The 24,610-nt window shown below is 69.1% G+C and carries 20 protein-coding genes; 10 read left to right on the forward strand and 10 right to left on the reverse strand.

The features are described from left to right. Window positions 1-7: 7 nt before the first annotated feature. Entirely contained in the window at window positions 8-1,573 is a 1,566-nt protein-coding gene (locus tag U4012_RS04805) for an NAD(P)/FAD-dependent oxidoreductase (RefSeq protein WP_321796595.1), read from the reverse strand. Beyond that, on the reverse strand, window positions 1,570-2,472 hold the full coding sequence (locus U4012_RS04810; RefSeq protein ID WP_321796596.1) for an SDR family NAD(P)-dependent oxidoreductase: 903 nt from the start codon (window positions 2,470-2,472) through the stop codon (window positions 1,570-1,572). The genes U4012_RS04805 and U4012_RS04810 overlap by 4 nt, the downstream gene beginning before the upstream one ends. Before the next feature lie 88 nt (window positions 2,473-2,560). Between U4012_RS04810 and U4012_RS04815 the strand changes: the two genes are divergently transcribed. Next, window positions 2,561-3,217, forward strand: a complete 657-nt coding sequence (locus tag U4012_RS04815; protein ID WP_124489837.1) for a TetR/AcrR family transcriptional regulator — start codon at window positions 2,561-2,563, stop codon at window positions 3,215-3,217. A 173-nt stretch (window positions 3,218-3,390) separates the two neighbouring features. Here U4012_RS04815 and U4012_RS04820 read toward each other — a convergent pair whose 3' ends face one another. Then, complete coding sequence (locus U4012_RS04820) at window positions 3,391-4,344, reverse strand: LysR family transcriptional regulator (RefSeq protein ID WP_321796597.1); 954 nt, start codon at window positions 4,342-4,344, stop codon at window positions 3,391-3,393. A 126-nt stretch (window positions 4,345-4,470) separates the two neighbouring features. Here U4012_RS04820 and U4012_RS04825 point away from each other — a divergent pair, with 126 nt between their 5' ends. The 3 genes from U4012_RS04825 to U4012_RS04835 all read left to right on the forward strand — a co-directional run bounded on the left by U4012_RS04825 (window position 4,471) and on the right by U4012_RS04835 (window position 7,537). Then, the gene (locus tag U4012_RS04825) at window positions 4,471-5,115 is read left to right on the forward strand and encodes a glutathione S-transferase (RefSeq protein ID WP_321796599.1); all 645 of its coding nucleotides are present in this window, start codon (window positions 4,471-4,473) and stop codon (window positions 5,113-5,115) included. Between the two features lie 32 nt (window positions 5,116-5,147). Beyond that, window positions 5,148-7,190: a pyridoxamine 5'-phosphate oxidase family protein gene (locus U4012_RS04830; protein WP_321796601.1), complete on the forward strand. Its 2,043-nt coding sequence runs from the start codon at window positions 5,148-5,150 to the stop codon at window positions 7,188-7,190. A gap of 143 nt (window positions 7,191-7,333) precedes the next feature. Continuing rightward, window positions 7,334-7,537 carry a DUF2970 domain-containing protein gene (locus U4012_RS04835; RefSeq protein ID WP_059680655.1) on the forward strand — a complete coding sequence of 68 codons (204 nt, stop codon included), beginning with the start codon at window positions 7,334-7,336 and terminating at the stop codon, window positions 7,535-7,537. Window positions 7,538-7,586: 49 nt separating this feature from the next. On the opposite strand, the gene U4012_RS04840 is transcribed toward U4012_RS04835, so the two are convergent. The 7 genes from U4012_RS04840 to U4012_RS04870 form a co-directional block, all read right to left on the reverse strand. Continuing rightward, window positions 7,587-8,726 carry a porin gene (locus tag U4012_RS04840; RefSeq protein WP_321796604.1) on the reverse strand — a complete coding sequence of 380 codons (1,140 nt, stop codon included), beginning with the start codon at window positions 8,724-8,726 and terminating at the stop codon, window positions 7,587-7,589. 349 nt (window positions 8,727-9,075) lie between these two features. Beyond that, a complete protein-coding gene (locus U4012_RS04845) occupies window positions 9,076-10,401 on the reverse strand; it encodes an NAD(P)/FAD-dependent oxidoreductase (protein ID WP_321796607.1) in 1,326 nt (441 codons plus the stop codon). Beyond that, a complete protein-coding gene (locus tag U4012_RS04850) occupies window positions 10,398-11,090 on the reverse strand; it encodes a S8 family serine peptidase (protein WP_321796609.1) in 693 nt (230 codons plus the stop codon). The genes U4012_RS04845 and U4012_RS04850 overlap by 4 nt, the downstream gene beginning before the upstream one ends. Beyond that, window positions 11,083-12,810, reverse strand: a complete 1,728-nt coding sequence (locus U4012_RS04855) for an ABC transporter ATP-binding protein (RefSeq protein WP_321796610.1) — start codon at window positions 12,808-12,810, stop codon at window positions 11,083-11,085. The genes U4012_RS04850 and U4012_RS04855 overlap by 8 nt, the downstream gene beginning before the upstream one ends. Window positions 12,811-12,868: 58 nt before the next feature. Further along, window positions 12,869-14,800, reverse strand: coding sequence for a sigma-54-dependent Fis family transcriptional regulator (locus tag U4012_RS04860; protein WP_321796612.1), 1,932 nt, complete (start codon window positions 14,798-14,800; stop codon window positions 12,869-12,871). A gap of 233 nt (window positions 14,801-15,033) precedes the next feature. Next, window positions 15,034-15,321, reverse strand: a complete 288-nt coding sequence (locus U4012_RS04865; RefSeq protein ID WP_321796615.1) for a high-potential iron-sulfur protein — start codon at window positions 15,319-15,321, stop codon at window positions 15,034-15,036. 152 nt (window positions 15,322-15,473) lie between these two features. Next, window positions 15,474-16,967: an aldehyde dehydrogenase family protein gene (locus U4012_RS04870; RefSeq protein ID WP_321796617.1), complete on the reverse strand. Its 1,494-nt coding sequence runs from the start codon at window positions 16,965-16,967 to the stop codon at window positions 15,474-15,476. A gap of 445 nt (window positions 16,968-17,412) precedes the next feature. Here U4012_RS04870 and peaA point away from each other — a divergent pair, with 445 nt between their 5' ends. The 6 genes from peaA to U4012_RS04900 all read left to right on the forward strand — a co-directional run. Next, complete coding sequence (peaA, locus tag U4012_RS04875) at window positions 17,413-19,017, forward strand: quinohemoprotein amine dehydrogenase subunit alpha (RefSeq protein WP_321796619.1); 1,605 nt, start codon at window positions 17,413-17,415, stop codon at window positions 19,015-19,017. A 71-nt stretch (window positions 19,018-19,088) separates the two neighbouring features. Next, on the forward strand, window positions 19,089-20,519 hold the full coding sequence (peaB, locus tag U4012_RS04880; RefSeq protein WP_321796621.1) for a quinohemoprotein amine dehydrogenase maturation protein: 1,431 nt from the start codon (window positions 19,089-19,091) through the stop codon (window positions 20,517-20,519). A gap of 1 nt (window position 20,520) precedes the next feature. After that, complete coding sequence (gene qhpC / locus U4012_RS04885) at window positions 20,521-20,844, forward strand: quinohemoprotein amine dehydrogenase subunit gamma (protein WP_321796624.1); 324 nt, start codon at window positions 20,521-20,523, stop codon at window positions 20,842-20,844. 28 nt (window positions 20,845-20,872) lie between these two features. Further along, a complete protein-coding gene (gene peaD / locus U4012_RS04890; RefSeq protein WP_321796626.1) occupies window positions 20,873-21,991 on the forward strand; it encodes a quinohemoprotein amine dehydrogenase subunit beta in 1,119 nt (372 codons plus the stop codon). A gap of 45 nt (window positions 21,992-22,036) precedes the next feature. Beyond that, window positions 22,037-23,755 (forward strand): AMP-binding protein, encoded by a 1,719-nt coding sequence (locus U4012_RS04895; protein WP_321796628.1) that lies wholly within the window; start codon window positions 22,037-22,039, stop codon window positions 23,753-23,755. 478 nt (window positions 23,756-24,233) lie between these two features. Continuing rightward, on the forward strand, window positions 24,234-24,610 hold a 377-nt coding region (locus U4012_RS04900; protein ID WP_415750356.1), incomplete at its 3' end, for a TonB-dependent receptor plug domain-containing protein.

Below are 24,610 nucleotides of genomic sequence, written 5' to 3' on the forward strand. Positions count from 1 at the left end.
GTCGGCCTCAACGGGTTTCGAGTACGGGTTCGGCGACCGGCGCGGCGGCCGGGCCGGCTTTCGCGCGGCGTTCGAACTGCATGGCCGAATCGGTGAGCCCGCTGAACTTCAGCGACGCGAGATCGAGCACGTAGTTCTGGTGGAACTTCCACGGCTTGCGGTGCCCCTGCTTCGGCAGGATGCCGGCCGCGCGCTGGATGTAGCCCGAGCTCAGGTTCACCGCCGGCACGTCGCCGAGGTCACCGGCGCCGAGCCGCGGCACGCAGGTGTCGTAGCCGTTCGCGCGCATGTGGTTGAGCAGCCGGCACACGTAGCGCGCGATCAGCTCGGCCTTCAGCGTCCACGACGCGTTCGTGTAACCGAACGACGACGCGAGGTTCGGCACGTCGCTGTACATCATTCCTTTATAGGACACGGTCTGCGGCAAATCGACCGCGTGGCCGTCCACCGTGACGCGCGCGCCGCCGAGCAGCTTCACCTTCAGCCCGGTCGCGGTGACGATCACGTCCGCGTCGAGCTGCTGGCCGCTTTTCAGCTTCAGGCCGGTCGGCGTGAAGCGCTCGATCTCGTCGGTGACGATCGATGCGCGGCCCGCGCGGATCGACTTGAACAGGTCGCCGTTCGGCACGAGGCACACGCGCTGGTCCCACGGCATGTAGCGCGGCGTCAGGTGCTTCGCGACGTCGAAATCGGGGCCGAGCTGCCTGCCTGCCGCGCGGATGATGAACCGCTTCGTCCGCTCGGGCTTGCGGCGCGACACGTTGTACAGGTACATCGTCAGCAGTACGTTCTTCATGCGCACGATCCGGTGCGCGAGCCGCGACGGCAGCACGCGGCGCAACGCGTTCGCGATCTTGTCGCGGGCGGGCAGCGACACGATGTAGGTCGGCGAGCGCTGCAGCATCGTCACGTGCTTCGCATCGGCCGCCATCGACGGCACCAGCGTGACGGCCGTCGCGCCGCTGCCGATCACGACGACGCGCCGGTTCGCGTACGACAGGTCCTTCGGCCATTGCTGCGGATGCACGATCCGGCCTTCGAACGATTCCATGCCGGCCCAGTCGGGCAGGTAGCCGCCGTCGTAGTCGTAATAGCCGCTGCACATGTAGAGGAAGCGGCACGTGTAGACCAGCGTGTCGAGCGCGCCGTCCCGCATGCGCTCGATGCGCACCGTCCAGCGTGCGCGGTTCGAATCCCAGTCGGCCGCGACCACTTTGTGGCCGTAGCGGATCGTCTTGTCGATGCCGTACGCGCGCGCGGTGTCGCGGATGTAGTCGAGGATCGTCTGGCCGTCCGAGATCGCCTTGTCGCTGTGCCACGGGCGGAAGCTGTAGCCGAGCGTGAACATGTCGGAGTCCGAACGGACGCCGGGATAGCGGAACAGGTCCCAGGTGCCGCCGATCGCGTCGCGCGCCTCGACGATCGCGACGCTCGCATGCGGGCAGCGCTTTTTCAGGTGATAGGCGGCGCCGATGCCGGACAGGCCGGCGCCGACGATCAGCACGTCGAGGTCACGGGCGTCGCCCGAGGCGCACGGCGCGTCGCGCCGGTCGGCCGTCGTCGTCGAGGTCATGCGGGATCCTTGGTCGGTGTGGTCGGCCGCGCGGCGGGGGCGCGGGTGCGCTCGAGATTGCGTGCGCGGGCGCGGCGCACGTGGCGCAGCACCAGCCGCTGGTAGCCGGCGCCGAGCAGGCGCGCGAGCTTGTCGAGGCGGCGCGCGTCGGCGCCGACCAGCACGCGGCGCGCATTGCGCTCGACGCCGGCGAGAATCTGCCGCGCGGCGTCGTCGGCCGTCGTCGCGTTGATCAGGCGGTTCGCCTGGCGGCGGTGGGTCGCTTCGTCCTGGCCCGTGAGCGCGTGGATGCTGGTGTCGACGCGGCTCGCGTCGACGATGTTGGTCGCGACGCCGCCCGGATGCACGCAGGTCGCGCTGACCGGTGCGCCGTCGAGTTCGAGTTCCATCCGCAGCGCCTCGGTGAAGCCGCGCACCGCGAACTTGGTCGCGTTGTACGCGCTCTGCGTCGGCATCGCGACGAGCCCGAACAGGCTCGACGTGTTGATCACGTGCCCGTCGCCCGACGCGCGCAGGTGCGGCAGGAACGCCTGCGTGCCATGCACGACGCCCCAGAAGTTGATGCCGACGATCCATGCGAGATCGGCGATGCGCGCAGTCTCGGCGCTCGCGGCCAGCGACACGCCCGCGTTGTTGAAGACCAGGTTGACCTTGCCGTGTTCGACGCGCACGAAATCGGCCCACGCGAACACCGCGTCGCGGTCGGCGACGTCGAGCCGCCGCGTGCTCGTGCGCACGCCGTGCTTCGCGCATGCGGCCGCGGTGCCGGCGAGCCCGACATCGTTGACGTCGGCGAGCGCGACCTCGCAGCCGCGCCGCGCGAGTTCGACCGCGAGGCTGCGGCCCATGCCCGAACCGGCGCCCGTGATCGCGGCGACCTTGCCGGAAAACCCCTTCATGCGTCGTTCCTCCCGTTCCGCTTGCGCTGCATCGGCGGCGTGCCTATTGTGGTGTTATTCGTCACCACTTTAGTTTTCGGGTGTCCTGATGTCAAATAGCGAAATGGAGAAAGCACTCGAAACGGAAAAACGGGGCCGGGCGTACGGCGGCGTGGCGCCCGAGGTGCGGGCCGCCGAGCGGCGCGATGCGTTGATCCGCGCGGCGACGCGCGTGTTCGGCACGGTCGGCTTCCGCAAGGCGACCGTGCGGTCGATCTGCCAGGAAGCGAAGCTCAACGACCGATATTTCTATGCGGCGTTCGACAGCACCGAGGATCTGCTGCGCTGCACCTACCTGCATCACGCGCAGCAGCTGCACGACGCGGTCGCACGCGCGGTGGCCGAGCGCGGCGGCGATCTGCGCGAAAGCGTCGACGCGGGGCTCGCCGCGTTCTTCGGCTTCCTGCGCGATCCATGCGCGGCGCGCGTGCTGCTGCTCGAGGTGATGGGCGTGAGCGCCGATACCGACATGACGTACCAGCGGATGCTGCTCGACTTCGGCAAGCTGATCATGGCGATCGGCGCGGCGCGCGAGGCCGCGACACCCGCCGAGCGCACCGAGCAGCGGCTCATCGGGCTCGCGCTGGTCGGCGCGATGACGAACGTCGGCGCGGCGTGGCTGCTCACCGGGTATCGCGACCCGGAGGCGCAGATGGTCGCGAGTTGCAGGAAGGTGCTGCTGGGGACGTTGCGGGAAGCGGGGTAGGCGGTCGGGCGTGTGTATGTCGCGCGCCGTCGCGCGAACGCCGTGCGTAGCTGCAAAGGCATTCGCGCAGGAACGCGAATTCGCGTCGAGCCTGAACCAGAAGGGATTCAATACGCGAAAGTGCCGCAACAAAGCGCTGCTACGCGAAGTTCATGTGATGCGCGGTTGCCCCTTCAATCGTCAGCGCGTTGCGCCCGTGTCGCGCGCACACGCGGCGCGGCGGCCGTTGCTCCGATCCTTGCCTTCATCGCGTCGATGAACGCGCGCACCTTCGGCGACGGCAACCGCGTCGACGGATACACCGCATGGATCCCGGCCCGCGCCGAGCGCCACGCGGGCAGCAGCCGCACGAGCCGGCCGGCCGCGACGTCCTCCGCGATCGAGAAATCCGTCAGGAGCCCGAAGCCTCCACCCGCGAGCGCGATCGCACGGCAGGCCGTCGCGGTGTTCGACACGACCGGCGCGACGCAACGCACCGACGCATGGCCGCCGCGCGCGTGGTCGAGTTCGACCGTATGCGGGCGCGACAGCGTCGACAGCATCACGAACGGCAGTGCGGCGAGCGCGTCCGGGTCGCGCGGCAGCCCGTGCCGTGCGACGAACGCGGGGCTCGCGACCAGCCATTTCTCGTACTCGCCGAGTTGCACCGCGCGATAGTTCGAATCCGCGAGGCGGCCGATGCGGATCGCGACGTCGAGATTGTCCGCGACGAGATCGGCGATGCGGTCGTTCGCGATCAGTTCGACGTCGAGTCGCGGATGCGCGTCGCGCAGCGCGACGATCGCCGGCGCGACGACCAGCGCGCCGTAGTCGATCGGCACGCTCACGCGCAGCGTGCCGCGCAGCGGCCCGGCGTCGGACGACACCGCGTCGAGCGCGCTTTCGGTCGCGCGCACGATGTCGCGGCACGCGTCGTAGAACGCGCGCCCCGCATCGGTCACGCTCAGCCGTCGCGTGGTGCGCACCAGCAGGTTCGCGCCGACCTCGGATTCGAGGCGCTGCATGTGCGTGCTGACGACCGTCTTCGCGAGGTCGAGCCGCTCGGCCGCGGCCGTCAGCGAGCCGGCGTCGACCACCGCGACGAAGATCGCCAGCCGGTTCAGGTTCACGTCGCGCAGATCGGCCATCGTCGATTGTCCTATGGAAGCGGATAATGTTTCAGCGATTATCCGTCTTCTGGCCGCGAACGGCGAGCGCTACGCTGGGGCCGTTCGTCGCCGATTCCCGGCGGCGCGAGATCCAGGAGCTTTCCCATGCCAGCCGCCAGCAAGCCCACCCGCCCGGTTCGTGTCTATTCGTTCCCGCTGTCCGGGCACGCGCATCGCGTCCGGCTGTTCCTGTCGCTGCTCGGGCTGCCGTTCGAGACCGTCGACGTCGACCTCGCGGCCGGCGCGCAGCGCGAACCTGCGTTCCTCGCGCTCAATCCGCTCGGCCAGGTGCCGGTGATCGACGACGACGGCACCGTGCTCGCCGATTCGAACGCGATCCTCGTGTATCTCGCGAAGCGCTACGGCGACGCGCACTGGCTGCCCGACGATGCCGCCGGCGCGGCGACCGTGCAGCGCTGGCTGTCGTACGCGGCCGGGCCCATCGCAATGGGGCCGGCGGCCGCGCGGCTCGTCACCGTGTTCGGCGCGCCGCTCGATCATGACGCGGCCAAGCGCACGGCCGCGAAGGTGCTCGCCGTGATCGACCAGGAACTCGCCGGCAAGCCGTTCGCCGCGGGCGCGCAACCGACGATCGCCGACATCGCTGCCTACACGTACATCGCGCACGCGCCGGAAGGCGGCGTGTCGCTCGAACCGTATCCGCATGTGCGCGCGTGGCTCGCGCGCGTCGAGGCGCTGCCGGGCTTCGTCGCGATGCCGCCGACTCGCGCCGGCCTGCTCGCCGCCTGACGGCGAAGCCGCGATTTCACCGGGAGAACACGATGACCGCGCCGACTGCCGCCGTACCGGGCTGGGAACTGGATGTTGCGCCGTTTCATGCGGGGGAGCTGGCCATGCAGCAGCGCGCGGGCGTGACGCAGGCCGCGGACGCGGCCGGCCGGCGCGGCATCCGGCGCTTCATGCCGGACCAGCACCGCACGTTCTTCGCGCAGTTGCCGTTCTTCGTGCTCGGCGGCGTCGATCCGGACGGCCAGCCGTGGGCGACGCTGCGGGTCGGGATGCCTGGCTTCGTGACGACGCCGGACGCGCGCACGCTGCGCATCGACGGCGACGCGCTGCCCGGCGATCCGCTGGCCGGTGCATGGCAGCCCGGCGTGCCGCTCGGCGGGCTCGGGATCGAGTTCGACACGCGCCGGCGCAATCGCGTGAACGGCATCGTGCGCGCGGTCGACGGCGGCGCGCTGACGATCGCGGTCGAGCAGAGCTTCGGCAACTGTGCGAAGTACATTCAGGGCCGCACGCCGACGCTCGTGCCGCGCGAAGGCGATGTGTCCATCGCGGCCGACGTGTCGGGCCGGCTGAGCGACGCGGATCGCGCGTTGCTCGCGCAGGCCGATACGTTCTTCGTCGCGAGTGCGAATACGTCGGCCGGTGCGGGTGCCGCGCGGGGCGCGGATGTGTCGCATCGCGGCGGCATGCCCGGCTTCGTGCGCGTCGACGACGCGCACACGCTGACGACGCCGGATTTCAGCGGCAACCGCTTCTTCAATACGCTCGGCAACCTGCAGCACGATCCGCGCGCGGGGCTGCTGTTCGTCGATTTCGACAGCGGTGACCTGCTGTATGTCGCTGCGCACGCGGAGATCGTGTGGGACGGGCCGCTCGTCGCGTCGTTCGACGGCGCGCAGCGGGTCGTGCGGTTTCACGTGCGCGAAGTGCGGCGCACGCGGGGCGTGCTGCCGTTTCGGTGGTCGGCGGTCGAGCGGGCGCCGCAGTTTGCGGGGAAGGTGGGGGCTGGTGTGCCGGCGGTATCCGCATCTGCGTCCTCGTCCCCCTCCAGCTGGCGCCCGCTGCGCATCGCGAAGATCGTCGACGAAGCGCGCGCGATCCGCTCGTTTCATTTCGAAGCGGCGGACGGCGACGCGTTGCCGGCCTACGAAGCCGGGCAGCATCTGACGCTGCGCGTCGCGCTGCCGGACGAAGCTTCGCCGACGATCCGCAGCTACACGCTGTCCGATGCACCCGGCGCATCGCATTACCGGATCACCGTGAAGCGCGAAGGACGCGTATCGGCCTGGCTGCACGACCACGCGCGTGCCGGCATGACGCTCGATGCGCAGATGCCGCGCGGCCGCTTCACGTTCGACGTCGCGAGCCCGCGTCCGGCGGTGCTGGTGTCGGCCGGCATCGGCATCACGCCGATGATCGCGATGCTGCGCCGCGCGCTGGCCGACGACGCACCGTCGCGCCGCGTGGTGTTCGTGCACGGCGCGCGCGATACGGCCGACCGGCCGTTTGCAGCGGAACTGACGCGCATCGCGGACGCGGACCCGCGCGTATCGCTGCACTGGTTCGACAGCCGGCCGCAGCGCGACGGCGCGGCGCGACCGGGTCGCGTCGACATCACGCAACTGAAGCGCATCCTGCCGTTCGACGACTACGATTTCTACCTGTGCGGACCCGCCGCGTTCATGCGCGATATGTACGACGGATTGCGCGCGCTGAACGTGCCGGACGAGCGTATCCGCTTCGAGGCGTTCGGGCCGTCGAGCGTCGTGCGCAGCGCGACCCGCGCGGCCGGGGCGCCGCCGGCGGCAAGCGTGCCGGTCGTGTTCCGCCGCTCGGCACGCGACGCCGCATGGACGCCCGCCGACGGCACGCTGCTCGAATTCGCCGAAGGCCGGAGCGTCGCGGTGCCGTCCGAATGCCGGTCGGGGTCGTGCGGCACATGCGCGACGCGCGTGCTGTCCGGTGCGGTCGATTACGTGCAGTCGCACGATGCGGCGATCGAACCCGGCTGCGCGCTGCTATGCGTCGCACGGCCCGCCGAAGGGGCCGCGGAGCCGCTCGTGCTCGACTGCTGATGCACAGGCGACATAGAGGCGACGACCCTGCGACACGCGGTCGCATGACGCGTGCTGCGCAAAAACCGCGTGCAACTGCTTCTTTTTCCGGAGGCCGGTCGGATCGACGATAGCGTCAACCGATAGAGGAAAGGAGCAACGTCATGAAACTGTTCAGCATGATCCGCCTGGTTCTGTGGAGTTTCTTCGGCGTGCGCAACAGCAAGGCGCACGCGTCGGATCTCGCGAACGTCAACTTCACGCTGCTGCCGTTCGTCGCGATCTTGCTCGCGCTGCTGGTCGGCGCGGTGATCTACGGCGTCGTCCATTTGGTCGTCGATCCGACCGTGACGATGCAGGGGTTCTGAGCGCCGCGCGCGCCGCATGCGTTCCCGATGCGGCACGCGCCGCACGTGATCAGAACGTGTGATTCAGCGCGACGCGCGCGACGAGCTGGTGCCCATTCGACGACGCGCCCGGCGAGCCGGGCACGAGCCCGCCGTCGAGGGGCGTGCCGGTTGCGCTGCCGCCGACGAGTTGATACGCGACCTGCGTATAGACCGACGTGCGCTTCGACAGCAGGTACTGCGCCATCGCGCCGATCTGGTTCCAGTGCAGCGACGATTTCGCGCCGGCCCGATCGAGCCCGCCGCGCGTATACGTGTACATGCCGCCGACGATAAAGGCCGGTGTCACGTTGTACTTCGCGTTGACTTCGAAGTTGTCGAACGTGAGCCGCGCGTTCGCGAGGCCGAGGCTGCCCGCATACAGCGACGCATCGGGCTGGCCGACGTTCACGTGCGAATAGACGGCGCCGAGCGTCGCGGCCCCGATCCCGTAGTTCACGCCGATTCCGTAGATCTTCTGGTTGCCTGCGACGAAATCCGTGTCGTCCGGCGTCAGCGCGCCGCCCGTCGTGGTGCCGGGGTTCGACACGTTTTCGTAGACGGCGGCGATCGACAGCGTCTGATACGTGTAGTTCAGGCCGACGCCGAGCATCCGGTTCTGCGCGAAGCCGACGGCGAGGTTGCTGAGTCCATACATCACCGTACCCGAGAAGCCGCCGAACGCCGGGCTCGTGTATTTCACCGCATTGTTCGCATGGAACGACGCATCGGTGTTGTCGTTGTCGAGCGGATGCGAGAACAGGAAGCCGGCCCAGCTGCCGTTGGCGGTCAGCGGTCCGATGGTGTCGGCGACGGTATCGAACTGGCGGCCGAGCGTCAGCGTGCCGAGCCGGTCCGACTGCAGACCGACATACGACTGGAAGCCGAACAGGCGGCCGCCGTAACCGAGCTGGCCGCTTTCGATGGCGAAGCCGCTCTCCAGATCGAAGATCGCGTGCAGTCCGCCGCCGAGATCCTCGTTGCCCTTGATGCCCCAGCGGCTCGTCGCGAGATCGCCGCTCGCCATCTGCCAGGACGACTTGCCGCCGACATTGCTCGTGTAGTTGATGCCTTCGTCGAGTACGCCGAACAGCAGCACGGAGCTTTGTGCGTGCGCGTTCGCGCAACCGATCAGGAATCCTGCCGACAGGATGAAGCGTGCTTTTTTCATGTGGGATGCGGGCTCGAAAGATGAAACGGTCGGTGGTCCGGCGCGCGGTGTGTGCCGCGCGTGACCTTCGATAAGCAGATGGCATGCCATCACCCGTTTCAAGACCGCGGTGCGCCGGCGGCGTTCCGTTTCATCGTGGTTCGGTCGTCGAACCGGACTTGATCGCGCGCACATCGCGTAGCAATTCGCATCGTGTGTCGCACGCGGCGTCTCAAGTTGAGACGCACGGGTCGTGCGGGATCGGGCAGGCGAAGAGGCGCGTGAGTCGCGGGTTGGCGAAGCGGGATGATGCAAGCGGGAAGAGGGGCGGAAGCGGGAAAGAAGCGGGAAAGAAGCGGGAAAGCGCCCGTCAAGCGCGCTCGAACGGATAACCCTGCGTTTCGAGCCAGCGCCGCACGAGGGCGGCCTGTTGCGGCGTGAACGACGCCAGCACCTGCGCGGCCGGGCGCTTGCGCAGCGCAGAGACGATCGGCGCGAGCGGAATGCCTTGCAGATGCCAGATCCCGAGCGGCTGGTCGGGGCTCGTGACGACGTCGGCTTCGGCGATCGTGTCGCCGTCGATCACCGGCGCCCGCTCGATCGCGAGCGCGTCAAAATCGGGCGCGCGATGCGCTGGAGCATCGTCGGGCCACGCGCGGCGCGCATGCCAGAACGGCCGGTCCGGCCACTGCGTGTCGAGCGCGTAGAAGTCGCGGCCGATTCGCGCGAAACGCATGAACAGCGCGGTAATCCTTCGCTCGTGAAAGCGCAGCGCGAGGGCCGCGCGCTCGGGATGCGCGAGCAGCGTATGGATGACGGCCGGCGCCTGCAGCGCCGACGACAGCGACTGGAAGATGCCGTTGCCGGACAGCGGATCGACGGCCATCGCGGCGTCGCCGACGCGCAGCCAGTTCGCGCCGCCGGTATCGCCGCACAGCGTCGCGCTGCTGGTGCGTGCGAACACGCGCGCATCGGCGGCAGTAGCCGGGCTATCCGCCCCGAAGAAGTCACGCGCGAGCGGCGTGTGCCGCAGCGTCGCGCACCAGGCGGGCAGCGTGTCGCGCGGCGGCAGCGTCGTGGTCGCGACGTCGAGTGTCGCCTGCCAGTAGCGACGGCCGTCGGGCAGGCGCGCCATCCACGCCCAGCCGTCCGGCAAACTCTCGATCGCCGAGGCCGCGTCGCCGGGCGCACCCTGCCATACGTTCAGCAGGCTCAGCGTCTGCGGCCCGCGGATCGCATCGCGCGCGAGCGGCGCGAGCCGGCCGCGCGCCTCGACGACGAACGCCGCGTGCAGCGTTTCCTCACCGTCGGGCGTGTCGGTGCGGATCGCATGCCCGTCGCCGGCAGCCTGTACCGCGCGGATCGTCGCTTCGCGCACCGCCACGCCCGCATCGGCGAGATCGCGGCGCAGCGCCGCGTCGAACCGGCGGCGCTCGATCAGGTGTTCGTGATTGAGCGTGCGCGTGTCGCCGTTCCAGCGCGTCGTGCGCGCACAGGGCGGCAACGCGCATGCGGCGGCCTGCACGAGCCCGGCATGATGCAGCCCCTGCAGCACGCGATCGGACACGCCTTCGACCGCATCGAAACGCCGCCATTCGCTGACGACCGTGACCGGATAGCCGAGCCGCGCGAGCCCGAGCGCGGCGGCAGCGCCCGCCGGCCCCGCGCCGAGCACGACGATCGATGCGCGGCTCATGACGCGTGCGTGCGCCGCTCGACGCCGAGGTAGGTCGCGTTTTCGCGCAGATGCGCGAGCAGTGTCTGCGTATCGGCCTCGGGATGCCGGGCGAACCAGCGCGCCGCGTGGCCGCTGAGCGCCGCGCACGCGATGCTCGCGCCGGCCGGTGCACGCGGTGCGCCACTCGACACGATCGCGCCGAAGTCGGCCTGCGCGCTGTCGAGCCACGACCACTGGCCCGGCGCGCAGCGTGCATCGCCCGTGACGCGCACGACGCCCGGATAGCGCGCCGGAAACACCGGCGCGCCCTGCGCGGGGCTCGACGCGAAGACGGTCACACGTTGCGCGACGGCGGCTGCGCACGCGTCGCGCAGCGCGTCGCGATCGGCGCGCACGCCGAGGCTCAGGTTGATCACGCGAACCTGTTGCGTGAGCAACCAGTCGAGCGCATGCGCGATCTGCGCGGCGCTCGTCACGCCGCGCGCGTCGAATACCTGCGCGACGACCAGCGTCGCATCCGGCGCGGCGGTTGCGAGCGTCGCGCAGATTGCGCTGCCGTGACCGAGCCGGTCGGGTTCGACGGCGCCGGCCCGAACCACCGAAGCCTCGTCGAACGCGAAGCGCCGAGCATCGGCGACGAGCGCGCCCAGCGACGGCGGATAGCCGCTGTCGACGACGCCGACGCGCACGGCCCGGTCGTCACGCATGTGCGACGTCCCGGTGCGTGCGCCGCGCGAGCCGTCCGTCCGCGAGTTCGAAATGCAGGTCGACGCCGGCGAGCGTCGATGCGCGGTGGCTGACGAGGATGCGCGTGCGATCGCCGAACAGCGTGTCGATCTGCGCGATGACCTGCCGCTCGGTCGCTTCGTCGACGGCCGACGTCGCCTCGTCGAGCACGAGGATCGCCGGCGCCTGCAGCAGCGCGCGCGCGATCGCGATGCGCTGCTTCTGCCCGCCGGACAGTTGCTGCCCGCGTTCGCCGATGGGTCCGTCGAGCCCGCCCGGCAGCGTCGCGATCAGCTCGTCGAGCTGCGCGGCGCGAGACGCATGCACGATGTCGTCATGCGTCGCGAGCGGCGCCGCGTAGCGGAGGTTGTCGGCGAGGCTGCCGCGAAACAGCACGATGTCCTGGCTCACGACCGCAACGTGGCGGCGCAGCGCGTCGAGGTCGACGTCGCGCAGGTCGATGCCGTCGATTCGCACGCTGCCGCGCTGTGGGTCGTAGAAGCGCTGCATCAGGTCGATCAGCGTCGATTTCCCGCTGCCCGACAGTCCGGACAGCGCGACCTTGCTGCCGGCCGGCACGCGCGCATCGGCGCCGCGCAGCACCGGCTGCGCGCGCGCGTCGTGTGCGAACCACACGTCGACGAATTCGAGATCGCCGCGCGGCGGCAGTTCGCGCGCGTCGGCCGGCGGCTGCACGGCCACCGGCGCGCGCTGCAGCTCCATCACGCGGCCGAGGCTGACCGTCATCCGCTGCAGCGCGACGTAGAGCCCGAGCAGGCTCTTCACCGGGCCGATCGCCATCCCGAGATAGCTCGAGAACGCGATCAGCGAGCCGAGCGGCCAGTCGCCGCGGATCACCCAGTAACCGCCGACGATGAAGGCGCCCGCGCGCGACAGCGACGTCAGCGTGCCGGGCACCGACTGCGTGACGAACTCGGTGACCTGCAGCTTCAGCAGCCGTTCCATGTAGCGATCGCCAAGGCCGTCGAGCCGCGCCTGTTCCGCGCGCTGGCGGCCGGCGGCCTGGATGAACTTCATCGCGGGCAGCGTCTCGACGAGGAACGACGACACGTCGGCCGCGCCTTCGCGTACCGAGCGTGCATCGCGCTCGACCTTGCGGCGCATCGTGCGCAGCCACAGGATCTCGAACGGAATCAGCAGCAGCGCGAGCAGCGACAGCTTCCACGACAGCGTGACGAGCAGCGCCAGCGTGCCGACCAGCCCGATCACGTTCGATACGGCGGAGAACAGCGCGTCGAGCGCGAAGCGCTGGATCTCGGCGACGTCGCCGTCGAGGCGCGACAGCACGTCGCCGAGGCGCCGCTGTCCGTAGAACGACGGCGACAGCCGCTGCAGGTGCGCATAGACGGCGCTGCGCAGCGAGAACAGCACGCGGCCGGACAGGCGCGTATGCAGGTAGCGATTGATGCCGCCGAGCAGCGTGCCGACGAAACCGGCGAACACCATCGCGAACGCGATCGCGACGAGCATGCGGAAATCCTTGCCGACGAGCCCGCGATCGATCAGCTCCTTCGTGAGCCACGGTTGCGCGAGCGCGAGCAGCGATGCGCAGCCCGACAGCGCGAGCAGGCCGGCGATCGCGAGCCGGTGCGGGCGCACGAAACCGTACAGCCAGCCGAGCGCGCGCGCGAGCTGCGCGCGGTCGTCGGTCTTCACGAAGCGCAGGACGAGTTTCAGCATCGGCGCGCTCGGCCCGATCGGCCGGTATCGAAGGGCTCGGACGAACGCGCGCGCGGCATCATGACTGCAGGCGCTTGAGCCGGCGGTACAGCGTCGCGCGGCTGATGCCGAGCGTTTGCGCGGCGGCCGCGACGTTGCCGTCGTGACGCGCGAGCGATTCGCGGATCAGGTCGTCCTCATGGCGGCGGATCAGCCCGAACGAGGTGTCGGGTGCCGGACACACGCCGTCGATGAAGCCGTCGCACAGATGGTCGAGGCCGAGCACGTCGTCGTGCTCGTCGCGCACGGCGAGCGCGGTACGCAGCACCATCTCGAGCTGGCGGATGTTGCCGGGCCAGCGATGCTGGCGGAACACGTCGGCGAGTTCGGCGTTCACGCTCACGTGCGGCGCGCCGAGCCGCGCGAGCAGCGCGGCGACGATCAGGTCGACGTCGTCGCGTTCGCGCAGCGCGGGCAGCAGCACGTTCACGCCGTGAATCCGGTAGTAGAGGTCTTCGCGGAAGCTCTTGTCGCGCACCATCGATTGCAGGTCGCGGTGCGTCGCGCAGATCACCGCGATGTCGATCGCCTGCTCGTCGCCCGCGCCGAGCGGCGCGATCTTGCGTTCCTGCAGCACGCGCAGCAGGCGCGCCTGCAGGTGCAGCGGCATGTCGCCGATCTCGTCGAGAAACAGCGTGCCGCCGTGCGCCTGCATCAGCCGGCCCGCCATGCCGCCCTTGCGTGCACCCGTGAACGCGCCGTCGCGATAGCCGAACAGCTCCGACTCGATCAGCCCTTCGGGGATCGACGCGCAGTTCACCGCGACGAACGGCTTGCCGGCGCGCGCGCTCGCGTCGTGCAGCGCGCGTGCGACGACTTCCTTGCCGGTGCCGGTTTCGCCCTGCACGAGCACGGGCAGTCCGTTGTTGAGCCCCTGCCGCGCCATCGTCAGCGCGCGCAGCAGGCGCGGCTGGCGGCCGGCGAGGGCCGCGAGCGCCTGGGCGCCCGCGTCGTTGCGCGTAGCAGTGGCCGGTGCCGGCGCGCGTTCGCGCAAGGCCGGCACGACGGTCGCGCGCGGCAGGCGCAGCGCCTTGCTGTGAAACGTGGCGTCGACGCCTTCGATGCGCAGCATTCCGCCGTGTTCGGCGAACGCGATGAACGACGACGTGCGCGCGAGCACCGCGCTTTCGCAGAGGCGGCCGACGAGCGCGTCGCGCGTCGCGCCGAGCAGTTCGCACGCATGCGCGTTCGCGGCGACGATGCGGCCGTCTTCCGAGACGGCAAGCACGCCGCTCCAGCTCGAACCGAGATATGCGTGACGCGGATGGAACACGAGCACGACATGCTCGGGGAAATACGCGTCGAACAGGCGGGTCTCGATGTGCGTGGCCGCCGCGCTCATCAGCATCGACATGCCGTCGAGCGTGAGCGGCAGCTCGCCTTCGCGCGTGAGGTCGAGCACGCCGATCGGCTTGCCGTGCGGATCGCACAGCGGCAGCGAGCGGCACGAGAAGCGGCTCAGCCGGCCGAGGAAATGCTCGCCGCTGTCGATCGCGACCGCACAGCGTTCGACGAGCGCGGTGCCGAGCGCGTTCGTGCCGCGCAGCGATTCGCACCAGCTCGCGCCGGCGCGGATGTCGCCGATGCCGAGCGCGGCGAGCTGGCTCGCGTCGCCGTCGACCGACAGGATCGTTGCGCGCGCATCGGCCAGCAGGATCATCCCGTCGCGTCCGCAGCGCTCGGCGAGGAATGCAAGCTCGGGCGCGGCCGCGTCGAGCAGCAGGCGGTTCGCGTCGCGCAGCTCGTCGAGGTTGCAGAATTCATGCAGGTTCAGCCGCGCGTCGTCGTCCCAGCGTACGCCGTGATCGAGGCTGCGGCGCCACGACTGGTCGATTTCGATGCGCAGGCAACCTTGCGGCAGCACGCCGTCGGAACTGAGGCGTTCGCGAATCAGGCGGGTTGCCTGCAGCCGGTCCGGAAGGCGCTGGCCGGAAGGGAAGTAGTCTTGCACGTCGCCCCTCCTCAGGAGAATGTCGGGCCGTCCGATCCGGCGCGGCCGCACGCAAAAAGGCCCGCCGAGTCTGGCATAAGCCCGGGCATAAATCCATCCGGTCAAAAACCTAAGACCCAGGCGGGGCACGGCGGTGCGGGCGATTCGCGCTTGCGGAGCGACCGTGTTCGGCAAGCGTGTCGGGGCGGCGTGCATGACGGACAGGACGTGCGGAATTCGCGTGACGGCGGCGCTTACGTCCGCGCGTTGTACGCGTTGCACCAGCCCCCGTTCGCGACCCGTTTTCCGGCGAACAGTGGACATGGTGCGTTTGGGTCGGCGGCGTTGCCCTGGTACAGGCTGCAGCGGCCGCACGCCTGGCCGGGGGCGTAGCGCGCGAACGCGGCGCGGTCGATGTGCGCGGCATCGGCGCGGTAGCCGAGCGCCTTCGCGGCAGGGTCGGCTTCATCGAGCAGCGGCGACGCGGCGCATGCGGTGCGCGGCAGCGCGGCGGCCGAAAACAGGCCGGCGGCGGCGATCATGAAGGTGCGGCGGGAAGCGGGGAGGCGGGGCATCGGGTGTCTCGTCGTCGTTTCAGGCGGGGAACAGCGCAGCAGCATGCGAACGCGGGCGGAACACGCGCGCCGCGCGACATCGCCGCGCGGCACGGGCGTCGCTCGCATCGGCGACGTGATCACACGTTCATCAACACCGATTTCAGTTCCGTGTAATGCTCGATCGCGGCCGCGCCCATCTCGCGGCCGAAGCCCGACATGCGATAACCGCCGAACGGCAGCGCGGGATCGAGCGCACTGTGGCAATTGACCCAGACCGAGCCCGAACGGATCTTCGGGATCATCCGGTGCGCGGCCGACAGGTTGTTGGTCCAGATGCTCGCGCCAAGCCCGTAGCGCGTGTCGTTCGCGAGACGGATCGCATCGTCGATCGTGTCGAACGGCATCGCGACCAGCACCGGCCCGAAGATTTCCTCCTGCACGAGCGGGCCTTTCTGGTCGACGTCGACGAGCACGGTCGGCTTCACGAAATAGCCGGGACCGTACGCTTCGCCGCCGCATGCGAGCTGCGCGCCCAGTTCGCGGCCACGCTCGATGTAGCCGGCCACGCGCTTCTGCTGTTTCGCGGAGATCAGCGGACCCATGTCGACCGACGGGTCGAGCGCATTGCCGAGCTTCATGTTGCTCGCGATGCCCGCGATGTCGCCGACCACGCGATCGAAGTGCTTGCGCTGCACGTACAGGCGCGAACCCGCGCAGCACACCTGGCCGTGATTGAAGAAGATCGCGGTGGCCGCGCCCGACGCCGCGACGGCCGGGTCCGCATCGTCGAACACGATCGTCGGCGACTTGCCGCCGAGTTCGAGCGTCACGCGCGTCATCGATTCCATCGCGGCCTTGCCGATCAGCTTGCCGACTTCGGTCGAGCCGGTGAAGGTCAGCTTGTCGACGTCGGGGTGGTGCGCGAGCGCGGCGCCCGCTTCGACGCCGGTGCCAGTGACGACGTTCAGCACGCCGGCCGGATAACCGGCTTCCTGCACGAGTTCCGCGAGCCGCAGCGCGGTGAGCGGCGTTTCGTCCGCCGGTTTCAGCACCATCGTGCAGCCCGTCGCGAGCGCGGGGCCGAGCTTCCAGCACGCGAGCAGCAGCGGGAAATTCCACGCGACGATCGCGCCGACCACGCCGACCGCCTCGCGCCGGATGAAGCCGTGGAACTGGCTGTCGGGCATCAGCGGCATCGACACGTCGACGGTCGCGCCCTCGATCTTGGTCGCCCAGCCCGCCATGTAGCGCAGGAAGTCGATCGCGAGCTGCACGTCCATCACGCGCGCGATCTGCGCGCCCTTGCCGTTGTTCACGCATTCGAGCTCGGCGAGCTGCTGCGCGTCGCGTTCGAGCAGATCGGCGAGGCGCCACAGCAGGTTCTGTCGTTCGCGCGGCCGCATGCGGCTCCACGCGGAATCGTCGAACGCCTCGCGCGCGGCGCGCACCGCACGATCGACGTCGGCCGCGCCGGACGCCGGCACGCGACACAGTTCGTCGCCGGTCGCGGGATTGTGGACGGCCAGGGTCGCGCCGCTTTCGGCGCTGCGCCACGCATCGCCGATCAGCATCGACGGCGTGCGTGCGATGAACGACTGGGTTTGCGGAAGTAACGACAACGTTGCCTGCATGGAAGCTCCTCGCTCATCGGGTTCGGGTGACGAGGCAAAAAGCAGCTTCCATACCAACGACGGCGCGGTGGCCCGCGTATGCGCCACACGCGCCATGCGGCGCGGGGCACGCGGCGTGACGGGGCGCGCGTGCACGCATGATCGGCAGCGCATCGCATCGGCCGTGCGGCGTCTCAATTTGAGAATCGCGATGCAACGTGAGACGCGACATGCGGCAAGTACGCGGCCGTGCACGCCGGCCGCCCACCGCAAAGGCGCGCGAATGCCGGTTCGGCGCGCGGGTTTGAATCGGTATTTTCCCGAGCGTTCGGCGGGAAAAGCGCGTGTTTTCCTTGTGGCGAACCCGACGTCGGCCATTGGCACGGCCTGTGCTTGAAGAGCGTGCGACAAACGCTGCAGCGCTGCATGCCGGACGATTCGAGACCCCACGTAAAGGAGCAGAGCCTTGTTCAAGACTTTCATTCGACGTAGCAGGCCGCCCCGCGCGGCCGCGGTCGCCGCCGCCGGCGCGTTCGCGCTGGCCTCGGGTGCCGTGCACGCCCAGGCCCAGGCGCCGCGCGACGCACGTGCGATCCTGAGCCAGACATGCGCGGCCTGTCACGCGGCCGAGTCGAAGGATTCGTGGAGCCGCATCAGCCATCAGCGCAAGACGCCGGAAGGCTGGCTGATGACGATCGCGCGGATGCAGACGATGCACGGCCTCACGATCAGCGACGACGAACGCCGCATTCTCGTGAAATACCTGTCGGATACGCAGGGTCTCGCGCCGTCGGAGACGAAGGATTTCCGCTATGCGCCCGAGCGGCGCCTGAACACGCAGGAGAGCGTCGACAACGAGCAATTCAAGCAGATGTGCGCGCGCTGCCATTCGGCCGCGCGTCCGCTGCTGCAGCGCCGGCCGGTTGCCGAATGGGACAAGCTCGTGAACTTCCACCTCGGGCAGTGGCCGTCGATCGAGTATTCGGCGATGGGCCGCGACCGCGACTGGCTGAAGATCGCGCTCACCGACATCGCGCCGATGCTCGCGAAAAACTACCCGTACGACAGCAACGCTTGGACCGCGTGGAAGCAGCACCATCCGCCCGCGACCGCGCTCGCCGGCACGTGGAGCTTCGGCGGCCACATGCCGGGCAAGGGCGACGCGTACGGCACGATGACCGTAAAGGGCGGCGCGGGCGACCGCTTCGACGTCGAGCTGAAGGGCCGCTTCGCCGACGGCAGCCCGCTCGTCGGCACCGGCACCGCGACGCTCTATACGGGCTACGAATGGCGCGCGAGCGTGAAGGTCGGCGACACGACGATGCGTCAGGTGTTGATGGCGAGCGACGGCGCATTGCGCGGCCGGATGTTCGACGACGCGCACGACGAGCGCGGCCTCGACTTCAATGCCGCCAGGCTCGGCCGCGCACGGATCGTCGCCGTACAGCCCGCGTATGTGAAGGCGGGCGGCGAGACCGACGTGACGATCGTCGGCGCGAACCTGCAGGGCACGCCGGCGTTCGGCGCGGGCGTGACGGTCGCATCGGTGCTCGAACGCACGCCCGAATACGTGCGGGTGCGCGTGAAGGCCGCCGACGGCAGCGCGCCCGGCACGCGCCGCGTGAGCGTCGGCGCCGCGCATGCGGACGGCTTCGCGGTCTATCGCGAGATCCGCGATGTGAAGGTCGAACCCGACTTCGCGGTCGCGCGCATCGGCGGCAACGGCGGCGCGACGCCGAAGGTCGAGGGGCGGTTCGACGCGGTCGCGTGGGGCGTCGACGGTGCGGGCAAGCCGTTCCGCATCGGCGTCGTGCCAGCGCAATGGTCGGTCGCGCCGTTCGACGATCAGTCGAAGGGCGATCGAGACACGCAGTTCGCCGGCACGATGCAGGCGTCGACCGGCATCTTCACGCCGGGCGACGCGGGCCCGAACCCCGCGCGCAGGATGGGTACCAACAACACGGGCAACCTGAACGTCGTCGCGACGGTGACCGACGGCGCACGCACGGTGACGGGCACCGGGCACCTGATCGTCGCGGTGCAGCGCTGGAACAACCCGCCGCTGCCCTGACCGGTCCGCATGACCGCGCGCCGGTCCGCCACGCGGCCCGGTCCGAATCCGATGAACGCAAGGAGAATCCGATGAGCGCCCTGCTGAATGTGGTCGAACGCAACGTGCACGAAGTGCGCGTCGACGACGAGCGCCTGATGTTCCATGTGCCGAGCAGCTCGCTGTTCGCGGCCGATCGCGTGACGGCCGACATTATCGACGCGCTGCGCGCGAGCAGCTGCACGGCCGACGAATTGTTCGCGCGGCTGGCCGGCCGCTCGCCGCACGGCGAACTCGCCGAGACGCTCGGCGAGCTGATGGCCCTCGAGGTCGTCAGCGATGGCTCGCCGCTCACGCCCGAGATCGCGGTGAAGCGCGTCGAGCGCACCGCGATCGACACGGTCGTGCTGAACGTGAACACCGGCTGCAACCTGAGCTGTACGTATTGCTACAAGGAAGACCTCGACACGCCGTCCGCCGGGCGGCGGATGGACATCGACACCGCGAAGGCGTCGGTCGAGATGCTGCTGAAGGAATCGCCCGACCTGCCGCGCTACACGGTCGTGTTTTTCGGCGGCGAACCTCTCAGCAACCGCAAGCTGATCGAGTGCATGGTCGAGTATTGCGAGCTGCGCTTCGGCGCGCTCGGCAAGCAGGTCGAGTTCGTGATGACGACCAACGCGACGCTCCTGACCGAGGAGATCGTCGACTGGCTCGACGCGCACCGCTTCGGGCTGTCGGTCAGCATCGACGGGCCGCGCTCGATCCACGACCTGAACCGCCGCACGGTCGGCGGCGCGGGCACCTACGATGTCGTGCGCCGCAAGGTCGAGATGCTGCTCAAGCGCTATCGCAGCCGCCCGGTCGGCGCGCGCGTGACGCTGACGAGCGGCGTGACCGACATCGAAGGCATCTGGGATCACCTGTTCAACGAGCTCGGTTTCGCGGAAGTCGGTTTCGCGCCGGTGACGTCGGGACAGCTCGACACGTTCAACCTGCAGCCGGACGAACTCGCGCAGGTGTTCGCGAACATGAAGGCGCTCGGCCGGCGTTATTTGGCCGCCGCGCTCGAGAACCGCAACATCGGCTTCTCGAACCTGCACCAGCTGATCACCGACCTGCACGAAGGGCACAAGAAGTCGCTGCCGTGCGGTGCGGGGCTCAAGATGCTCGCGGTCGATCACAAGGGCGACCTCAACCTGTGCCATCGCTTCACCGGTTCGGCGCTGCCGACCTTCGGCAACGTGCACGAAGGCGTCGCGCAGGCGCAGCTCAACGACTTCCTGTCGCAGCGCCTGGAGCGCAGCGGCACCGGCTGCGAAACCTGCCGCATCCGCAACCTGTGCTCGGGCGGCTGCTATCACGAGAGCTACGCGCGCTACGGCGACCCCGCGCATCCGACCTACCACTACTGCGAACTGATGCGCGACTGGATCGATTTCGGCATCGAGGTCTACAGCCGGATCATCGCCGGCAACCCGGCGTTCATCGGCAACCACATCACTCCGCGCAAGGCGAACTGACATGAAACATCTGAAGCCGCTCAACAACAAGGCGAAAGCGCTCGAGGAGGCCGTGCAGCAGGATCGCCTCGAGGAAGTCGTCGCGATGACGTCTGTCGCGGGCTGCACGTCGACGACCGATCCCGGCTGGGAAACGGACGTGTTCGGCGGGGTCGCGTCGTTGTGCCAGCCGATGGAGGCCGACCTGTACGGCTGCTCCGATCCGTGCTGGTGGCCCGCGCAGGTGCCCGACATGATGAGCACCTATCCGGACTGGAACAAACACGCGGCCGATTCGGGCGCGGACTGGCGCCAGCTCGGCAGCGTGTTCCCCAAAGACAAGTGAGCCACCCGGCACCGACCAAGGATTCTCCATGCGATTCACGACACCCCTGAGCCGCGCGCTCGTCGCGGCCGCGCTCGCCTCGGCCGCGTCGCTGTCGGCCGCGGCAGACGCCGCGCTGCAAGCCGGCCACGAATACCTCGCCGTCACGAACTACCCGAACAACCTGACGGTGATCGACACGGGTACCGACAGCATCGTCAAGACCTGCACGCTGCCCGACGCGTTCGGCCCCGGCACGATCCAGATCAGCCCGGACCGCACGCGCGCGTACGTGCTGAACAATCACTACGGCGACCTGTACGGCGTCGAGCTCGATTCGTGCAAGACCGTGTTCCATGCGGAGCTTGCCGGCGCCGGTAACGAGCGTGCGCGCGCGATGTTCTCGATCGGGCTGAGCCCCGACGGCAAGGAGATCTACAGCGTCGTCAACCCGACGAAGCTGAACCGCGACAGCTACGAAGTGCAGGCGCCGCGCCTGCAGGTGTACCGCACCGACGGCGGGCTCGACGCGAAGCCGGTGCGCACGTTCGCGGCACCGCGCCAGACGACGATGCTGCAGGCCGCCGACGACGGGTCGCTGTTCATCGTCGGCGCGGACATCTACCGGATGAACGTGCAGACCGGCAAGTACGACGTCGCGGTGCCGCTGCGCAACTGGAAGCAGCCGCTGCACGGTCAGCCCGACGTGCTGTACGTGTGGCCGCAGCAGCGTCCGCAGCATACGTTCAACCTGCTCTACACGGCCGACCGCTTCAAGGACGAGAAGAAGGATCCGGCATCGGCGCAGACGATGTACGGCTACATCGACATCGACCTGAAGACCGGCAATGCGACGGTCAAGGATTTCGGGCCGGTCACCGAGGTGTACTTCACGGGCGGGCTGTCGCCGAAGGATCCGGATGCGATGTACGGCGTGCTGAACCGGCTCGCGAAGTACGACGTGAAGCATGAGAAGCTGGTCGAGGCAGCGCCGCTCGATCATTCGTATTACTGCATGTCGTTCAACCGCGCAGGCAGCAAGCTCTACCTCGCGGGTACCTTCAACACGGTTGCGGTGTACGACGCCGACACGCTTAAGAAGCTGAAGGACATTCGCGTGCCGGGCGGCGATATGGCGATTACGACCGCGCAGATGTTCACACGATGAAGTACGCGCCGGCCCGCGGGCCGGCGCCCCTGATCAGGAGATAACATGACCACCGCCATCGCCAACGGCGTGCCGCGCGACGGCCTGTCGATCGTGCGGGGACGCACGGACGTGCCGCTGTCGGATGCGACCGTTGCCGCGCTTCTGCGCGACACCGCGTCGCGCTTTCCGGCACGTCCGGCCGTCGTGTTCCGCGAGCAGGGCATTCGCTGGGACTGGCACACGTTCGCGCACGAGATCGACGTGCTTGCGGCCGGCCTCGCCGCGCTCGGGATCGGGAAGGGTGACCGCGTCGGCATCTGGTCGCCGAACCGCAGCGAATGGCTGCTCACGCAGTTCGCGACCGCTCGCATCGGCGCCATTCTCGTCAACATCAACCCGGCGTACCGGCTCGCGGAACTCGACTACGCGCTGAACAAGGTCGGCTGCAGCATGCTGATCGCGGCCGAGCAGTTCAAGTCGTCGAAGTACCTGGAGATGCTGCAGGCGCTCGCGCCGGAACTCGCGCATTGCGCGCCGGGCGCGCTGCATGCCGCGAGGCTGCCCGCGCTGCGCACGGTCGTGTCGATGGGCGAGGTCGCGCCGACCGGCACGGTCCGCTTCGCGGACGTGATGGCGCGCGGCCGCGACACGCTCGACGTCGCGCGGCTCGATGCGATCGGCGCGACGCTCGCGGCCACCGATCCGATCAACATCCAGTTCACGAGCGGCACGACCGGCAGCCCGAAGGGCGCGACGCTCACGCACCGCAACGTCGTCAACAACGCGCGCTTCATCGCGATGGCGATGCGTTTTACCGAGCGGGACTCGCTGTGCATTCCGGTGCCGCTGTATCACTGCTTCGGGATGGTGCTGGCCGTGCTCGCGTGCGTGTCGAAGGGCGCGGCGATGGTGTTCCCCGGCGAGGCGTTCGAGCCGGTCGCAACGCTCGCGGCCGTGGCCGACGAACGCTGTACCGCGCTGCACGGCGTGCCGACGATGTTCATCGCGGAACTCGATCATCCGGACTTCGCGAAGTTCGACCTGTCGACGCTGCGCACCGGCATCATGGCCGGCGCGCCATGTCCGATCGAGACGATGAAGCGCGTCGTGTCGCAGATGCATTTGCGCGAGATCACGATCGCGTACGGGATGACGGAGACGAGCCCCGTGTCGTTCCAGAGCTCGACCGACGATCCGCTCGAGAAGCGCACCACGACGGTCGGGCGTGTGCAGCCGCATCTCGACGTGAAGATCGTCGATCCGAACGGCGACGTCGTGCCGGTCGGCGCGACCGGCGAGCTGTGCACGAAAGGCTATTCGGTAATGCTCGGCTACTGGGACGACGACGCGAAGACGCAGGAAACCATCGTCGACGGCTGGATGCATACGGGCGACCTCGCGACGCTCGACGCGGACGGCTACTGCAACATCGTCGGCCGGCTGAAGGACATGGTGATTCGCGGCGGCGAGAACATCTATCCGCGCGAAATCGAGGAATTCCTGTTCCGGCATCCGAAGATCCAGAGCGCACAGGTGTTCGGCGTGCCCGATCCGAAATACGGCGAGGAGCTGTGTGCGTGGATCGTGCTTCGCGCGGACGAGCAGATGACCGAGGACGACCTGCGCGCGTTCTGCCACGGCCAGATTGCGCACTACAAGATCCCGAAGTACGTGTGCTTCGTCGACGAACTGCCGATGACGGTGACGGGCAAGGTGCAGAAGTTCGTGATGCGTCAGCAGATGATCGACGCATGGCGGCTGAAAGCCGCCGACACCGCGTAGTGCCGCACGGGCGGCTGCACGGCAGTCCGCTCCGCCCGCCGGGCAGTTTTCCCTGCCGCCCCTCCCGCCCGGGGTAAAATGCGCGCCACGCCGCGATGTCGCGCGCGACGGGCATTCCGCCGTTCCGACGAACGGCGTACGCAACTGCCCGGCGCCCGCAACCGGGGCGTTCGAAGCGTCCCCCGCATGACAAGACCGCGCGACGCATCCGGCCGCCCGACATGCTCGAGATCCAGGATCGACGGCTGCGTCGGTGCCCGGCGCGTCACCGTCATCCGATGTCCCATCCTGCGCTTTCCCGATCGATCGGCACGCATGCTGCGCGATCGTCAGATTCGTCTGATGAATGTCGTGTCGACGTTCGTGCCCGGCGTCCGCCGGGACCGTCGCGGGTTCTTGCGTGAAGCGCGCTTCGCAGCTGCGTAACGCGTTTCGAAGGTTTCGACAGGGTCGAGTGGCGAGTTTTCCATCCAGAACAATGACGGTGAATAGAACAACAGCGTCGCCCGCACGGCGGCGGCGCGCGAAGGCCGGGCTTGGCGTCGGTCTCGGCATCACGCTTTTCGCGGCGCAGGCCGCCGTGGCGCAGGGCGACGCGCCGGCGCCGGACACCGGTGCGACCGGCAGCGCGACGCTGCCGGCGATCACGGTGAGCGGCGAGCGCGGCAACACGCTGCGCGCACGCACGGCGTCGGTCGCGGGGCTCGACGATGCGCCGCTGCGCGACACGCCGGCCTCGGTCAACGTCGTCACGCGGGCGCTGATCGACGACCAGCAGGCGAAGCGGCTGAGCGACGTCGTGCGCAACGATGCGTCGGTCGTCAACGACTATGCGCCGGTCGGCTACTTCGAAGG

This window comes from Burkholderia sp. BCC1988 (assembly GCF_905339895.1).
Classification (GTDB): Bacteria; Pseudomonadota; Gammaproteobacteria; order Burkholderiales; family Burkholderiaceae; genus Burkholderia.

What these genes read in the sequence shown, in the direction of transcription:
- qhpC (WP_321796624.1), top strand. Translation starts at nt 20,521, where the DNA reads ATGAAACATCTGAAGCCGCTCAACAACAAGGCGAAAGCGCTCGAGGAG.
- U4012_RS04830 (WP_321796601.1), top strand. Translation starts at nt 5,148, where the DNA reads ATGACCGCGCCGACTGCCGCCGTACCGGGCTGGGAACTGGATGTTGCG.
- U4012_RS04840 (WP_321796604.1), bottom strand. Translation starts at nt 8,726, where the DNA reads ATGAAAAAAGCACGCTTCATCCTGTCGGCAGGATTCCTGATCGGTTGC.
- peaD (WP_321796626.1), top strand. Translation starts at nt 20,873, where the DNA reads ATGCGATTCACGACACCCCTGAGCCGCGCGCTCGTCGCGGCCGCGCTC.
- U4012_RS04895 (WP_321796628.1), top strand. Translation starts at nt 22,037, where the DNA reads ATGACCACCGCCATCGCCAACGGCGTGCCGCGCGACGGCCTGTCGATC.
- U4012_RS04855 (WP_321796610.1), bottom strand. Translation starts at nt 12,810, where the DNA reads ATGCTGAAACTCGTCCTGCGCTTCGTGAAGACCGACGACCGCGCGCAG.
- U4012_RS04850 (WP_321796609.1), bottom strand. Translation starts at nt 11,090, where the DNA reads ATGCGTGACGACCGGGCCGTGCGCGTCGGCGTCGTCGACAGCGGCTAT.
- U4012_RS04845 (WP_321796607.1), bottom strand. Translation starts at nt 10,401, where the DNA reads ATGAGCCGCGCATCGATCGTCGTGCTCGGCGCGGGGCCGGCGGGCGCT.
- U4012_RS04870 (WP_321796617.1), bottom strand. Translation starts at nt 16,967, where the DNA reads ATGCAGGCAACGTTGTCGTTACTTCCGCAAACCCAGTCGTTCATCGCA.
- peaB (WP_321796621.1), top strand. Translation starts at nt 19,089, where the DNA reads ATGAGCGCCCTGCTGAATGTGGTCGAACGCAACGTGCACGAAGTGCGC.
- U4012_RS04820 (WP_321796597.1), bottom strand. Translation starts at nt 4,344, where the DNA reads ATGGCCGATCTGCGCGACGTGAACCTGAACCGGCTGGCGATCTTCGTC.
- U4012_RS04825 (WP_321796599.1), top strand. Translation starts at nt 4,471, where the DNA reads ATGCCAGCCGCCAGCAAGCCCACCCGCCCGGTTCGTGTCTATTCGTTC.
- U4012_RS04835 (WP_059680655.1), top strand. Translation starts at nt 7,334, where the DNA reads ATGAAACTGTTCAGCATGATCCGCCTGGTTCTGTGGAGTTTCTTCGGC.
- U4012_RS04815 (WP_124489837.1), top strand. Translation starts at nt 2,561, where the DNA reads ATGTCAAATAGCGAAATGGAGAAAGCACTCGAAACGGAAAAACGGGGC.
- U4012_RS04810 (WP_321796596.1), bottom strand. Translation starts at nt 2,472, where the DNA reads ATGAAGGGGTTTTCCGGCAAGGTCGCCGCGATCACGGGCGCCGGTTCG.
- U4012_RS04805 (WP_321796595.1), bottom strand. Translation starts at nt 1,573, where the DNA reads ATGACCTCGACGACGACGGCCGACCGGCGCGACGCGCCGTGCGCCTCG.
- U4012_RS04865 (WP_321796615.1), bottom strand. Translation starts at nt 15,321, where the DNA reads ATGATCGCCGCCGCCGGCCTGTTTTCGGCCGCCGCGCTGCCGCGCACC.